The organism is Pseudoduganella sp. SL102 (genome assembly GCF_027856995.1).
Classification (GTDB): Bacteria; Pseudomonadota; Gammaproteobacteria; order Burkholderiales; family Burkholderiaceae_D; genus Rugamonas; species Rugamonas albidiflava.
Window position 1 is genome coordinate 4,195,603 of record NZ_CP115554.1, and the last position, 13,447, is coordinate 4,209,049.

The window sequence follows — 13,447 nt, forward strand, 5'->3', positions numbered from 1 at the left end:
AACGATGACAACCTACGCGGATCTGAATACTTCGCAAATCGCAGCATTACAGCTAGTCTTTAATGTGCTAAGCGCACATCATGCCCCGCCGTTTGCTGCTGAATTTCTGCAGGAATTTCGGGTGCAAATCTTGGCTGCCGTCTTGCACGAGGGCCTTCGAATTGATGGACTTTTCCTGCAAGTTTCGCAGGAATGAAAACAACGATTGACATGCGGGCCGCCATTCGGGCATGACTTCGGCGCAAGGCGGCGGCGGTCAGCACGCATGTTGCGCGAGCAGCAGTAATAACTCAACTGCATGGTGATGGCGGTTGCGACTTGTCTAGATGCCCACTTTTGGCCGATAGCGGCTGATCACAGTCCCCTAATTTACGATGCTGCTGTTTATAGGACGAGCAAGACGTTTTGCTCGATGCTTTTAGTTGCGCGTTTGCCCATCGGGATAGTTCGCAATGGCAAAGCCAACAGCGAAAAATGCACAGCCTGTCAAAGACGGTAGCAATGCCAGCGGCATTGCTACCGGGAGGACCGACGAAATGATTCCCGCGCAGCAGACTATACACACACAGCACACGCTACCTGTCCATACCTCTGGATGATGTTGGGAAAATTCCCTCCCCTTGACCCAGCGCCGCGCCAACCCGTCCACCACGTAGGCTGTGGCGAGGAGAAACAGGCCAGGTGCCAACTGCGCCAAGACTGCGAGTCGGAAGCCCGCCAACAGTGCGAGTGCGTTGAAGGCGCGCAAATAGTCGCTGTCCAGAAGTCGCCGGCTCACGGTATCGAATTGCTGTCCCGCTGCCGTCGCTGCCTTGCCTTGTTGAGCAGAGGCCTCATTCATCAATGGTGCGGACACCGGACGCTCGATCATGGCCATAGCGTCTTCCAGCGCCCGGTATGCAAGGCTCCGTCCCCAGGTGGCGCCGTGCGCGGAATACTCACTACGTACTCGTTCGAAAAAGGCCGCTGGTGGCGTGACAGCAGGTAGGTACAGCACCAGCATCAACAGCGTAACCAGCGAAGCAATGGCGACGCCCCGGATCATGGCGTCGCCTCCGCACTTTGCTTTTCATCAGGTGCGCCCCCAGGATCGAGCAAGGTGAACCGTCCCTTGCACAGGTGGCCGCCGGAGACCGATGCAAAGAACTGCAGGTTGGGCAGCTTGCCCAGCAACGACATCGGCACCAACTCGTTGAACTCCTCGGCAATCTGGGTCGATTCCACCATGGTGAAGTCACCCATGTGTCCGTCACGCGCCGTGTTGCGGCCCACCTTCATATTGTGGATCGCCGTCTGGCCGAAGGTCTCATTGATGAATTCCTGCGTGGGCTGGTCCTTGGTGCGAAACGCGATCAGGTTGTTCAGGTTGCCCAGCGCCATGCGCGCGGCTTCCTGGCTACCCAGGCGCTTGGCCAGGTCGGCAATGGTCTGCATGGCGACCGTGGTGTAGATGCCACCTTCGGCGCCTTTGTTCATGATCTCGATCAGCGGCTGGTTGATCACGTTCGACACCTCATCCACGAAAAGCGAAATGCGTCGATACCCGCCCAGGTTGTAGCGGATGCCGGACCGCGCGGCCAGGTCGGCCAGGCACATGGCGCCGATGGCCGACGCCACGGCGGGATCAGGCAGCGAATCGAGACACATCAGGAGCACATGGCCTCCGCGCTCGATCTTCTCCAGATTCATGATGGGCCGCTCGTCATCCGCGTCGAAGGGCTCCGGCGACAACGAGCGCCCCAGGTCACCCGAGGTCAGCATCGACAGGATGGGCAGCAGGTTGGCGGTGATTTTCTGGTAGTGCTCCCGGTTGTGCCGAAGCACGCGCACCTGGGAATCAATGGCCTTGTCATGGCGCGACTCGTGCACGTGGCGCTCGTAGTATTCGACAAACGCCACCAGTTCGGCGCTGGCCACCGGCGATGGCGACTTGATGCTGCCTTTGCGCGCCTTTTCCAGCAGGCGCACCAAGTCGGGATTGGTACGCCAGCCACGGCCCAGCAATTCCTCGTAGAAGCGCTTGAGCGTCTCCTCCAGGATGGGCTCGATGCCCGCCTCGATGTACTTCGTCAGTTTCATCAGGTTGGGCCGGCGCTCCAGCCGTACCATGCCCTGCGTGACCACGTTCACCGCATCCCAGCCGAACGCGGAGAATGCACCGGCGGTGTCGGGCGGCAGAATGGACTGGATGCGCGAAGCGATCTCGGTCGGCTTTTGCCAGTTGAAGGTGAAGTCCAGACGCACGCCGCTTTCGGGGAACGCTGGGTGGAACCACAGGAAGGTATCTTCCTCCCGGTAGTCGGCGCAGGCCCGTTCCACCAGGCGCCGAAGACGTTTGGAATTCTTCGGGTCGAGGATGATCACCACATCACCGCGCCGGATTGCCTGCGTGATCAGCCAGCCCAGACAAACGCCCTTGCCCGACTGCGTCGTGCCCACCACCACCGTACCACCCTCGAAATTCTGCAAGGGCCGCTTGAGCAGCGTTTCCCGCCCTTCCACGCCGTGAATGTAGGGCAGCCCGATCTCGTCGTCGGCCTGCGGATTGACGACATACCCCAGCGCGCGCAATACGGGCGGTGGGATGCGTAGCTCGCGCCAGTCAGTCTTGGCGAGCTCGTACAGCCGCTGCGAATGGAGCGGTTGCCACTCAAAGCCGAAACCGATTACCACCATGTCGGGATCGGTGGTCAGCCGCGCCAGCTGCCTGGTCGTGATCATTTCCATGGCCCGTCCGGAAAGCGCCGCGCGCACGGCGATAATGCATAAGCCCTGGCGTGTCCGCCACAAGGCCATCGGAAGCATCACCCCCAGCAGCGCCAGCCCGAGTGGCAAGGGCACCATTGCCGGCGTCAGCGCGACAATGCTTAGTCCAGCCAGGCTCCACACGGCCGCGGCCACCAGCTCCATCGGGCTGCGCCAAGGCATTTCATAGCGACGCATCAGCATGGCACCCTCCTCGCGATTGCGCCGGCATCGCTACGGGCGTTTCCAGCCCTGCCACGTATTCAGCCAGGACGCATATCCCGGCCTGCTGCTGGCCGTCGATCCGTGTGGACCGCACACCTTCGCCGCTCTCGTCGGGCTCCAGCATTCCGGCATCTTGCAACGAACGGCATGCCTGGCGTGCATCGACACCCTGCTCCGCCAGCGCAGACAATGGCACAAACAGCGATCCGTCGACGACATGGCATAGCGGCCGCTCTCCGTGCAGGGTGCTAACGATGGCAGCCAGTGCGCGCGCGACCCTGCGATTCAGGCGCATTGGCGGACGCAGCTCAGCATGCGACGCAGCGACAGGTTCCGGGAGCCCCGGTGAATTGCCACCCACCGCCGTGGTCTCGTGCGTACCAGCCGCGGCCAGATGGCCTCCGTCCCGCACGGCATCCGGTGGCGTCATTGCCGGCAAAGGCAATTGCGCCTGCGTGCTCCCGCCGGCGGCCACTGTTCGGGCCGTGCGCCTGCGTTCTAGCTTCCTGGACACGTCGTCCACGTGGGGTGGGATCTGCTCCACGTCCACCTCGGCAGCGGATGCGGCATGCGCGGCATGCGCGCGCAGGGTATCGCCCGGCCGCTCCGCGACCATCGCTTCGGGCAGCGGTTGCACCACCGGCACAACATCGGCGAGCAGCAGGCCGGGTGGCGTGATGGGTATGGCATCCAGCGGTTCTGACGCTCCCGGTGGCTGGATCGCGATGATGGATGTGCCAGGTGGACGGACTGGCACGACGCCGGCAGCCACCAGGATGGCCAGTATGGCGTCGGATTTGTCTGGCGCTCCCGGCAGTTGTTCATCGGCCAGCAGGCGGATGACATCAGCCGCGCCGTTTGGCCACACCAGAAACAGGCCGTCGGTACCGAACCACAGACGCGAGCGCGGTGCATTCGGCAGCCAGTTGTGGTCCGACTGCACCAGTTCACGCATGGCCTCGAGGATGTGGCGCGCCAGATGGGCCGGCACCTCGTCCGGCGAAGCATCGCTGGCCGGGGCGCAACGCTCACGCTGGACCACCAGCGCCACCGCATGCCGCACCAGGCGGTCCATCACATTGTGGTCGTGATAAGTGGCCAGGCCCGAGATCGACGCGAGCATGTTGGGCACGATGACCTCGTTGCCGAAGGCAAGGTCTTCCATGGTTGCGGGCGGAACGATCAGCGGCAGCGCATAGAGCCCCACGGCCCGGCGCTCCGGCCCAGGCAGCCATTGCACCATGAAGTGTGTGCTGCGGCGCTGGCGCAGCCAGAGCGTCAGCGGGGCGAGATACGGTTGCCAGACCTGGCCCTGTGCATCGTGCACCTTGCACTGGTTAAAGCAACGGTATAGCTCGCCGCACAGGCCGGCGACGAAGGTGGCGCGCCGCCAGCGTGGCTCCAGCATGCGGCGGTTGGTGATGGTCTGGCGTCCGGCAAAGATCTGCGAATCGGTCGCCTGCAGCGCATAGAAAGCAGTTTCCAGCCCCAGGCGCAGGAGGCCACCTGGCCGATTGAAGTAGCTGTTCTGCGTGGCCGGTAGCGCATTCACGTAAGCAGCATAGTGGCGAATCGGCGCGAGCAAGTCAGCTTCAAACGTCGCGTTGTCGCTACCGTAGCACAGCTTGATCCGGGCGATGATGTCCTTGTGATTTGCCAGCAATTCATCGATGGAACACGCGCGGATACCGGCCTTGACGGACACTCCGTGCTCGACTGCCGGTGATGGCGCAGCATTGGCCTCGCTCGCGCCTCCTCCACGCAGCTTCGACAACAATTGCGCAATGAACATGGCTCGGCCCCAGGAGATGGCGGGCTCTCAGTATCGAACCACCATCTGCGGCAGTCCACGCGAAAAGGAGGCGATTACCGCCCTATTTCAAGGTCAGCTTCCACCCGGCGCCACGATCGCTGGGACGACGCGCTGGCGGCGTATGAAGTAGGCCTGTATCCGGGGATCGCGCGGCATCCGGTGCAACAGGACACAGAAGATGCACCCGTTAGCCATCGGCGGCGGCGCACCGATGCCGGCCACGTACCGCGCGAGGCAGCGCGGACAACGGTGCATCGCAAGGCTTGGCTGTGTGTGCTTCCAGACGCCGCACAGCGCACTGACGAGCACGAAGGCCTTGTCGAAGGTCAGCGTGGACCGATGCGCACTGCGTTCGACAAAAAGTCTGTATGCCGCGACCAGTGCATCGGCTGGCTCGCATCGTTGCAGCTCCATCAGCGCGGTGAAGATGTTGGCGAATTCGGAGCCCTCGGAGCGCAGACAGACATTGCCGTTGAATAGCCAGTCGCTGGACTCGGGACGACGGCCAATGGCGGCGCGTTCCTTGCGGTAGAAATAAGTTCGCAGCGTCGCCTGGCTCAGTCCCGTGACGTCGGCCACGGTCCCGAAGCGCGCTCCCAGTGCAATACACTCACGGGCCAACTGCAACGCCCGGATGTGCGTGTCGGCATCGGTCGCAGCCATGATGCGGTTCAGAAGGTGGCGGTATTGGTTTGCCCCGCAGGCATGCCGGCGGCATTCTGTCCTACTCCCGCGGTGCACAACATGCCTGCCAAGCTGCGCGGGGCCTTCAACAAAGCTGCAAGATTGGCGATTGGCCGGCACAGGCTCTCCTGGGTGACGCTCTGCGCTAGGGTGCTCAATTCCCGCACGCTCATGGTCGGCAGGATGGCGGCGCTGTCGGGATCCAGATGGAACGTGTAGCTGGCGGTGAGCCGGTCCTGCTTGAGGGCGGCCTGGACGATCAACAGGTAGTCGAGGTTCAACTGCTGTACATCCGATAGGTGTGGGGCGTTGTCCATGATGGGTACTCCGTAATGCCCCAGGACCGGGGCGTGGTCGCATCTAAGATTCGGTAGCAACAGCACGGGCTCTGGCGCTGTGCGATGCAGCAGTGGCCGCCTATCGCGAAGCAGGCTACACCGCACCTTCAGGCGCGTCAACAGCAATTGCTATCGCTACTCGTGTGAAAAAGCTTGAGGGATTGACTTTATTGTTCACTTAGGTGGATGCTATAAGCCGTGTACCTAGCTTAACTTTAATTTTGCTAGCGTGAGCAGCTGCTAGCATTTCATGCGCTCTTCCTCGATCCACGACAAACTTATCAATCCATGGAACCTGAACAGCGTAGTGTTCCGCTTACCCGACGGCAGGCTCAGCAGCTAGACTTAAGGCTCATTCCAGGTCTACGTGACCGACTTGTCGCTGAGTTAGATGCCCGCCACGTCTCATCGCACGAATTCGTCCTATTCCTTCACCGCCTAACTGGTCGCGCCAAGCAGACCGTGGCACGCTGGATCGATGCCGATCATCCCGGATTACCGGACCCGGCTTCGCTGGCCGTGCTGTCGCTGCAGCTGGACGTCGATACGGGCTGGCTCCTGGGACTGACCAGCCGACGCCTGCCTTTCGCGGTCGATCGCCTGCCATTGCAACTACTTCAGCAACTGCCCTCGTCGCCTTCCCGGCCCGCCTGGTTCGGTGCAGTAGCCGACAAGACGGCCGTCGCCAGTGGGCTAGCCATGGCCATCATGCACGGCCACGACATGGCGCCCCGGATACTGCACGGCAGCCCTTACTTCTACGATCCTACCCAGAACCGGATCGCTTGCAACGGCGTTTATGTGCTCGAATATCTCGGTCAGACCATCGTCCGCCACATCGAACTGCGGGTCGGTGCCGGCCTGCTGCTACGCTGCGAGAACACCCAGTACGGTGACGTCCTGGTGGACGAAGCTGCGCTGCGTGCGGACGGTGTGCGCGTGCGTGGCCGGGTTACCCTGGCCATCAACGTTTGCGACTTCTGAGGCACAGTCTTCGACGCCGATTGGGTTGTCCCTGGCGCCCCACGGCGCTCGCGCGCAGTTGGCTCCAGGGACTTCCCTCCGCTGTCAAACCGCCTCGGCGATCTGCTTCCATTCGCCGCTGGACAGCTCCAGCAATTTGCCGCCCAGCTCTTCGAATTCAGTGGCGCGGTCATAGCACGCCACTTCCTGCGAATAGCCGGTGACGGCATTGACCAGGCCGTACCCGGTCAATTCATGCTCTTCGAACAGGTGCCGCAGTACGCCGGCGCTTTCGGCCTCGTTCAGCGCATACCGGTTGGCCAGCACTTCGACCGCTTTTACCGGATTACCGACCATCTTGATGCCGATCGTCCTGCGGAACTTCTCCGACAGCAGCTCGAAGGTCGCCTCCGACACAGCCGTCTTCACCAGGTCGCGCACTTTGAGGAAGATGGCCTTGTCATCGGCCTCCAGCGTATCGTCCTGGTAGACCAGCACTTCGTCGTCATCTGCGACCAGATTACGGCCTGCATGGTTCTTGCGCATGCTGCGGTCCTGGACAATCAGGCCGTTGCTGCACACCAGACGGAACAGCAGCGGCTCGACCCGCAGCGTACCGCAACCGATCTCCGAATTGCTGACAATGACGCCGGCCTGCACCACATCGCCCGGCTTCACCTCGCATTGGATCTTCGAACTGACCACCTTGATGTACAGCTTCTTGGCGGTCAGTTCGACCGACTCGAAACGCGCACCAGGCAGTTCCTGCAACACCGGCACAATGCTTTTTGCCAGATCAAAGTTGTCGAGCCGGCGATAGCGTGTGGACAGGAATGCGCGGACATAACCGTCAAGGGTCCGCACCAGATAGCTATCCGGTACATTCACCTTGAGCCAGCCGTTGACGTTCTGGTCCAGCAGTTCGGGGTGGTACTCGCGCATGCGCTTGAAGTACGACAAGGGAATGTCGAGCTTCTTGGCCAGCTGACCACACACGAAATCGTCCAGCGGATAACGCACTTCGCCACCGGCCTCGTCGATCACCAGGCGAAACTGCCCGGAGGGCAAGGTGGAGGCGTGCATTTTTTTGGCCGGCACGATCAAATCGCGCTTGGCCGCAGCCTGGCGTTCCAGTTCAGCTGCCAGGTCCATCAAGGTGCATCCTGCTTTCATGATATTTCTCCAGTCATCAAAACGCGGACGGACCATCCCTGCCGGGGACGGTCCCCGCAGGGTTGAACAACACGGCATCGCTGCCGCACCGGCGCCTGTGCGCCGAACCAATGGCCTTGCGGCCCCTACCACTGCTTCCACAACATAACTACGCGGCCAGCTCTTCGTGCGTGGCGTGACGCTCGGACACGTTCGCCCAATCGGCACCGGCACGACGGGGGATGAACACTTCGGCCTGACGGCCTTCCCCATGGCGACAGCACTTCATGTAGCGCCTTGCCAAGCCATATGCAGCGGCCTGGCCGTCGAACATGGCGTCGGCATCGTTGTCACCGTAGATGCGCAGCCGCGTGACCTGGTCCGGAATCCAGATCCGTTCCAGATTGCTCGCGCAAATGCCCACCCACACGGGATGACCGGTACGCTTCTGGATCGCCAGGCCGGTCTCAATGCCCTCGCAGACGGACAGCTCGCCAGCTGGCTCGCCCAATCGGATGGCAGCACCGTTCACGCCACCACACAGCAGCTTCTTCGACTCCGCGCCCAGCGCCTTACGACCGTCCTGCAGGTAGGTGCGCAGCAGTGAAACCACCTGCCCACCCTGGTCCTGCACGATGGCTACCAGTGCCGGGTAATGACGTACGAGCTTCGGCTTGCCGCTGGACGGATCGAGCTCGTAGTAGCCAAGGCCCGGATGCATGCGCAGCGTGTCCGGATAACCGTCCATGCCCACGCCACGAAACCGCAGATAGCGGTCAACCTCGTCACCTGCCGCGATCGGGCGAGTGTCGGACAGGATGCGATGCAGCAGCCTTCTGGCATCCTTGACCGGCCCGGGTGATTGCAATGGCGCCGGCAGCAGCCCAAGGCTCAGCTCGACGCGGTGCAATGCCGTACCAGCGTTCCAACCGAAGTAGCCCATCAGCAGCTTGAAACCGCCACCGGCGCCACAGGCGCGGCACACGTAATTGCCGTCGCCAAACTTGTCGGTGTATTGGAACCGGTCGGTACCGCCACAACCCGCGAGCGGGCATGGCTGGTTGCGCCGGTTCAGCACTTTCTCGTCCACGCCCAGCGTCCGCAGCAACGGCGTCCAGCGCCCGAAGGCACTGGCGCGCGCGGCCTGGAACCGCCGTTCGAATTCTTCCTGTTCGGGTGTCATGGCGCCTCCTGTTCGTCAAGCGGCTTCCGGCTTGGAAAACAGGTCACCACGTTCCTCGTGCAGGCGAATCTGTTCGTTAATCCACTGCGGATTGGCCGCTAGGCGATCGGCGACCCATTCCGGGTTGGACATCACTGCTTGCCGCACCCATACGGGATAGCAAGCGAGGGATGCCTCGAACCAGCGCCGCAGATGCGCGGCAATCCAGCGGCGTACCTCCTCCGGATCGCAGGCGCCGATAAAGGGCAGCCGCGAAAGAGGACTGCACGCCGCCACGCGCATGCAATTGACGAACGAGAACGGCTGCCGATCGCGCACGGGGTCGGTGAACACCCAGCGCACCAGCTCGAACTTCTCGGCCAATGGCGTACTCGGAATCTCCAGCAGGCGCACCTTGCGTAACAGCCACCAGTGCAAACCAATCACGTCCTCTTCGCTAAATTCCTCGACAGGTCCATCGTCCAACAGGTCCCATGACGTGCTTGCGCACCGGGATGAATCGGCATCTTCGCTCAGGGAATCTTCCATGATTGCCTCCGTAAAAAATAAACGGGACAATCGCCCGCACGGGACGTTGTCCCATGGGGAGTGACAGGGGTTGGTTACCCTTCATTGACATGCTGGCTGTGCTGCCACGGCGGAACCGTGTTCGATGGGCTGCCAGCTACCATCGGAAAAAATCATTCGGCACGCGGATGGCGCCGTTCGAATGCACTGTAGGCGGCGCTCCGTCCAAAGTCAAATGCGGCGTAGCGGATTCATGCCTGAACGCGCGCGCTGCGGTGAGTAGCAGCGCCAATGAGGAAATGGCCTCTATTTCGCTGGCATTTCAATTTGGGATGATGGGCGCTACGCGCTATGCTCGGGCGGGACCGCACTCTCCCGAGGTGATATGATGAACGCGCATACCGACACTCCGGTACTCGTCGGCGTCAACCATGGCGCCACCAACCTCAAGCTGCTGGCGCGCCAGGCTGCCGCGAAAACGGACCGCATCGAATCGGCCAGCCGGAAGATTGGCGTAACGCTCTACAGCCCCGAGGGCAAGCGCCTATACCTGCGCTGCTTCGAGATCAGCCAGATCAACTTCCACTACATCACTGTGTTCGCGCGAATGAAGGTCGCCGACAGTGAGGTGGAGCGCATTGAGCAGGAGTTGCGGACCATGCTCGATAGCCGGCTCAAGCGCCTGAATAAGGCCCTGGTGGATGCGGAGGCAAAGTGCACAGCGAATGGCATCAGCCAGCTTGCGACCTATGACGTGGAACCGCTGGCCTTCGACGCAAAGGTCTTCTCAATGCTGGACCGCCGGCTCCTGGAACTGATCGAGAAGGTTGACCAACTCATGCCAATGCTGGAAACGTTGTGCATCGACGAAGTGATCACACCAAGCCAACTGCTCATCGAGAAATCGCGGAACAAAAATGCTGTGCGTGGTGCGACGAAGGCTATTCGCATCGTCCGGGCCTCCCTGGAGCGGAAGGCGAATACGCCAACGCCCATTACTGCACCGAGTCCTCTCGCTGCATCGGATGAAAAGAGCAATGACCCTGTGACCGACCTGGTAGACGCAGCCGCCGAGCATCACTAAGCTACAGGTCTTCTGTCGATGCAAAATGATCCACAAGCATTTGACACGCTTTGAGATGTCAACTACATTGATCTGGCAGCAGCTGGCCCTGAAGTAGTTGGCGAGCCTTGAATTACTGAAGCATATTTGCAGATTTCCAGCCGAGCATCCTCGCATTCGCGACCAGCCTCGGACTCATCCTGCAGCTCTTATTTTCATATCCGGGTGGCGGAAACACGCGTCATGCAGCGTTGTGTCTCGCCTCCTCTCCGCCATGGACTGAACACCTCAGTCGGCACAATCCCTATCAATTCGATCCGAGTGCGGCACAGGCCCCGCCATTGGATCTATTTCGAAGGAGTGCATCATGCTCGAGACCCGGAAATTCCTGCGCTTGCCCGCAGTGATCGAGGCCACCGGATGGTCTCGCGCCACAATATGGCGCAAAGTGAAGTCGGGTGTATTGCCGGCGCCGATTCCAATCGGCCCCCGATCCGTTGTTTGGGACGCAGCGGAAATCGCACAATGGCAACAGCGTTGTATTGATATCAGCCGTGGCGCTGGCTGATCGAACGCTCCAGTCACTGGTTTAGGAAGGACCTGAGGAAAGCACATGCATCCGACATGGGGATCGGCGTGCAAGCGCGGAGCGTCACTGCAAGACAGGCCCCCCTCACTGTTTTCGCCCAGGCGCCGGTACAGCGGCAGGGACATGTAACTCAACGGTTACCTTATGAGTTATCGGGTGCTAGGCCAAAGACCGCGTTCAAAGACGTGAAATGCTGAACAGGCCAATGGGCCATGGCCTTCTCCGCAAGAAAGAGACTGCCGCGGGCGCACTGCGCAAGCGGCAGCAAGACGTAGCGACCGAGACGCTGGTTCGCCCCATCGAGCATGCCGCACAGGACGAAATCAGCAGGTTCGCCTTCCTGCGCCGGTATGCGCCAGCGAAGCTGCGTATCGGGATAGCATCGGCACGATGCCACCGACAGCCTAACGCGCAAGCGATCATTGAGTATCAGTACGTTCCAGGCAGGGCAACACGACACCGCAGCACCGGCGCGCTCTGCGCAGGCATGTGCCTGGTCGCGTAAGGCCAAAATGAGTGCGCGCGCAGAGCGTACGCCCAGGCAACCAGACTGCGTGCGCTGGTCAGGCAGCCCCGCGGCTGCATATGCCTGGATGTAGCCGCCGAACATAGCCTGCACGGTGGTCTTCCCTGGCAATCCGGCGGCGCGGCACAACCGTACATTGATCGTTCCATACCGCCGAACGATGGCGCGCATTCCATCGAGGATGGACTCCCGGTCCGGGCCCGACGAGCGCTGCGCGCGTGCCAACATCGCCGCATCGAAGGTGGCACGGCTGACCATGGGCATGAGCGCGCTGTCGCAACGCACCCATGCACTGGCTGGGTTAGCGGCGACCGGCGTGCGCAGCCTGCGCGTCGTGCGGTTGAACACGAGTTCACCACAGTACTTCTCGCTGGTAAGGATACGCCGGACGGTCGCCGCGTCCCACGGCTTGCCCAGATGATTGACGCGGCCTTCGGCGCGAAGGCGCGCGGCGATCGCACTGTCGCCCATGCTCTGCTTCAAGTACATCGCATAGATTCGACGTACCAAGCGCATATCGGCCTCAGTGGTCGGCGCCAACGCGACCCGGTCGGTCACCGCCGGCTTGCGTTCGCCGTCCCGCAGCGACGAGCGGCGCGTGCCGTTGGCCGTTACCGGCACGCGGCACAAGCCGAAACCCGGCAGACCGCCCTGCTTAAATCCCATACGCGAAAAGCGGCATTGCGCCTGCCACACCTTGACAGACAGTTCCCGGCTGTATTCCGCGGCCATGATGCGTTTCACGCTCTTAACCAGGGCTTGCATCGGCGAGCCGTCATCGCTAAAGGGCTCCGCGCAATACAAGACCGTGACACCGGCACGCCGACACAGGTACTCGTAGAACGCACTTTCGTCGACATCCTGGAAGCGCCCCCAGCGACTGATGTCGTAAACCACGATCGCACGAAACAGGCAGGGCTGCGCGGTCGCCGCCGTGAGCAACGCCTGCAGGCCAGGGCGCTGTTGCAATGTCAGGCCAGTACGGCCTTCGTCCACAAACGTACGCATCACCGTCATGGCGCGCGCCTGCGTGTACTGATTGATCGCGTCGAGTTGATGCTGGATCGAATGGTCTTGGGTTTCGGTCGACATGCGCACATAGGCCGCGACCGGCATGGCATCGGCGGACGAACCGTTGACAGATGAGTTCATCGTCTACTCCCTATGGAACAGTTGGACTACGATGCCTGCTCAATCAGCACGCGGCCTGGACAGGGGAAGTTGCTGTCATATGCGCCGAGCGAGCATCGTGCTCGTCAATGCAAGGGGCGCGATTGCACACGGATTTTCGTACTACTGTTGTGTTGCGAGCGATGTCTTAGCGGACATCAGATCCGCCGATCGCGTCCGGCCCAAGGATGCGCCCCAGCCGCCGACTCGGTCTCCGCCGTTCTAGTGCGGTAGGGATGTCGAAGGCCCACCATTTTGGCCGCTGCCACCGATGCGGACCGGCCGATGCACATGACAGAGCAAGCGCGGCGTTGCCGTCGCCGACGACGCTCAGCGCCCCCAAGCTGGCGAGGTGCATGCGCGGTTCCGCGCAGACCGCGCTGAGACTGCCGCTTGGTCGAGAACGCTCAGCGCAACCCGGCCGCACCTGAGTGCAAGTGATTGTTAAACGCAGCGCCTTCACCCTACGTAAGCGCGCGTTATGATCGT

13 protein-coding genes are annotated in these 13,447 nt (G+C 61.6%); 4 read left to right on the forward strand and 9 right to left on the reverse strand.

Going from position 1 to position 13,447, the window contains the following annotated elements; all coding sequences use genetic code 11:
* The first annotated feature begins 4 nt into the window (after nucleotides 1-4).
* Nucleotides 5-196: a hypothetical protein gene (locus OU994_RS17765; protein ID WP_281606969.1), complete on the forward strand. Its 192-nt coding sequence runs from the start codon at nucleotides 5-7 to the stop codon at nucleotides 194-196.
* 222 nt (nucleotides 197-418) lie between these two features.
* On the opposite strand, the gene OU994_RS17770 is transcribed toward OU994_RS17765, so the two are convergent.
* From OU994_RS17770 to OU994_RS17790, 5 genes are all read right to left on the reverse strand, one after another.
* Entirely contained in the window at nucleotides 419-1,045 is a 627-nt protein-coding gene (locus tag OU994_RS17770; protein ID WP_281606970.1) for a DUF4400 domain-containing protein, read from the reverse strand.
* Entirely contained in the window at nucleotides 1,042-2,949 is a 1,908-nt protein-coding gene (traD, locus tag OU994_RS17775) for a conjugative transfer system coupling protein TraD (protein WP_281606971.1), read from the reverse strand. Before traD ends, OU994_RS17770 begins: the two co-directional genes overlap by 4 nt.
* Nucleotides 2,930-4,762 (reverse strand): MobH family relaxase, encoded by a 1,833-nt coding sequence (mobH, locus tag OU994_RS17780; RefSeq protein WP_281606972.1) that lies wholly within the window; start codon nucleotides 4,760-4,762, stop codon nucleotides 2,930-2,932. The genes traD and mobH overlap by 20 nt, the downstream gene beginning before the upstream one ends.
* A gap of 93 nt (nucleotides 4,763-4,855) precedes the next feature.
* Entirely contained in the window at nucleotides 4,856-5,446 is a 591-nt protein-coding gene (locus tag OU994_RS17785) for a FlhC family transcriptional regulator (RefSeq protein ID WP_281606973.1), read from the reverse strand.
* An 8-nt stretch (nucleotides 5,447-5,454) separates the two neighbouring features.
* On the reverse strand, nucleotides 5,455-5,784 hold the full coding sequence (locus OU994_RS17790) for a flagellar transcriptional regulator FlhD (protein WP_130189380.1): 330 nt from the start codon (nucleotides 5,782-5,784) through the stop codon (nucleotides 5,455-5,457).
* A 483-nt stretch (nucleotides 5,785-6,267) separates the two neighbouring features.
* Here OU994_RS17790 and OU994_RS17795 point away from each other — a divergent pair, with 483 nt between their 5' ends.
* Complete coding sequence (locus tag OU994_RS17795) at nucleotides 6,268-6,789, forward strand: S24 family peptidase (protein WP_281606974.1); 522 nt, start codon at nucleotides 6,268-6,270, stop codon at nucleotides 6,787-6,789.
* Between the two features lie 84 nt (nucleotides 6,790-6,873).
* Here OU994_RS17795 and OU994_RS17800 read toward each other — a convergent pair whose 3' ends face one another.
* The 3 genes from OU994_RS17800 to OU994_RS17810 all read right to left on the reverse strand — a co-directional run bounded on the left by OU994_RS17800 (nucleotide 6,874) and on the right by OU994_RS17810 (nucleotide 9,631).
* Nucleotides 6,874-7,920, reverse strand: coding sequence for a DUF932 domain-containing protein (locus OU994_RS17800; protein ID WP_281611660.1), 1,047 nt, complete (start codon nucleotides 7,918-7,920; stop codon nucleotides 6,874-6,876).
* A 169-nt stretch (nucleotides 7,921-8,089) separates the two neighbouring features.
* Nucleotides 8,090-9,103, reverse strand: coding sequence for a toprim domain-containing protein (locus tag OU994_RS17805; RefSeq protein ID WP_281606975.1), 1,014 nt, complete (start codon nucleotides 9,101-9,103; stop codon nucleotides 8,090-8,092).
* 15 nt (nucleotides 9,104-9,118) lie between these two features.
* Entirely contained in the window at nucleotides 9,119-9,631 is a 513-nt protein-coding gene (locus OU994_RS17810) for a hypothetical protein (RefSeq protein ID WP_130189376.1), read from the reverse strand.
* Between the two features lie 364 nt (nucleotides 9,632-9,995).
* Here OU994_RS17810 and OU994_RS17815 point away from each other — a divergent pair, with 364 nt between their 5' ends.
* Both OU994_RS17815 and OU994_RS17820 read left to right on the forward strand, forming a co-directional pair.
* Nucleotides 9,996-10,694 carry a hypothetical protein gene (locus OU994_RS17815; RefSeq protein ID WP_281606976.1) on the forward strand — a complete coding sequence of 233 codons (699 nt, stop codon included), beginning with the start codon at nucleotides 9,996-9,998 and terminating at the stop codon, nucleotides 10,692-10,694.
* Nucleotides 10,695-11,040: 346 nt separating this feature from the next.
* The gene (locus tag OU994_RS17820; protein WP_130189374.1) at nucleotides 11,041-11,241 is read left to right on the forward strand and encodes an AlpA family transcriptional regulator; all 201 of its coding nucleotides are present in this window, start codon (nucleotides 11,041-11,043) and stop codon (nucleotides 11,239-11,241) included.
* Between the two features lie 163 nt (nucleotides 11,242-11,404).
* Here the strand turns inward: OU994_RS17820 and OU994_RS17825 are convergent, their stop codons facing one another.
* Nucleotides 11,405-12,940 (reverse strand): recombinase family protein, encoded by a 1,536-nt coding sequence (locus OU994_RS17825; RefSeq protein WP_281606977.1) that lies wholly within the window; start codon nucleotides 12,938-12,940, stop codon nucleotides 11,405-11,407.
* Nucleotides 12,941-13,447 lie beyond the last annotated feature (507 nt).

Coding starts and splice junctions, on each gene's coding strand:
- OU994_RS17785 (WP_281606973.1), bottom strand. CDS start 5,446: ATGGCTGCGACCGATGCCGACACGCACATCCGGGCGTTGCAGTTGGCC.
- OU994_RS17810 (WP_130189376.1), bottom strand. CDS start 9,631: ATGGAAGATTCCCTGAGCGAAGATGCCGATTCATCCCGGTGCGCAAGC.
- OU994_RS17765 (WP_281606969.1), top strand. CDS start 5: ATGACAACCTACGCGGATCTGAATACTTCGCAAATCGCAGCATTACAG.
- OU994_RS17770 (WP_281606970.1), bottom strand. CDS start 1,045: ATGATCCGGGGCGTCGCCATTGCTTCGCTGGTTACGCTGTTGATGCTG.
- OU994_RS17815 (WP_281606976.1), top strand. CDS start 9,996: ATGATGAACGCGCATACCGACACTCCGGTACTCGTCGGCGTCAACCAT.
- mobH (WP_281606972.1), bottom strand. CDS start 4,762: ATGTTCATTGCGCAATTGTTGTCGAAGCTGCGTGGAGGAGGCGCGAGC.
- OU994_RS17800 (WP_281611660.1), bottom strand. CDS start 7,920: ATGGACCTGGCAGCTGAACTGGAACGCCAGGCTGCGGCCAAGCGCGAT.
- OU994_RS17825 (WP_281606977.1), bottom strand. CDS start 12,940: ATGAACTCATCTGTCAACGGTTCGTCCGCCGATGCCATGCCGGTCGCG.
- OU994_RS17805 (WP_281606975.1), bottom strand. CDS start 9,103: ATGACACCCGAACAGGAAGAATTCGAACGGCGGTTCCAGGCCGCGCGC.
- OU994_RS17790 (WP_130189380.1), bottom strand. CDS start 5,784: ATGGACAACGCCCCACACCTATCGGATGTACAGCAGTTGAACCTCGAC.
- traD (WP_281606971.1), bottom strand. CDS start 2,949: ATGCTGATGCGTCGCTATGAAATGCCTTGGCGCAGCCCGATGGAGCTG.
- OU994_RS17820 (WP_130189374.1), top strand. CDS start 11,041: ATGCTCGAGACCCGGAAATTCCTGCGCTTGCCCGCAGTGATCGAGGCC.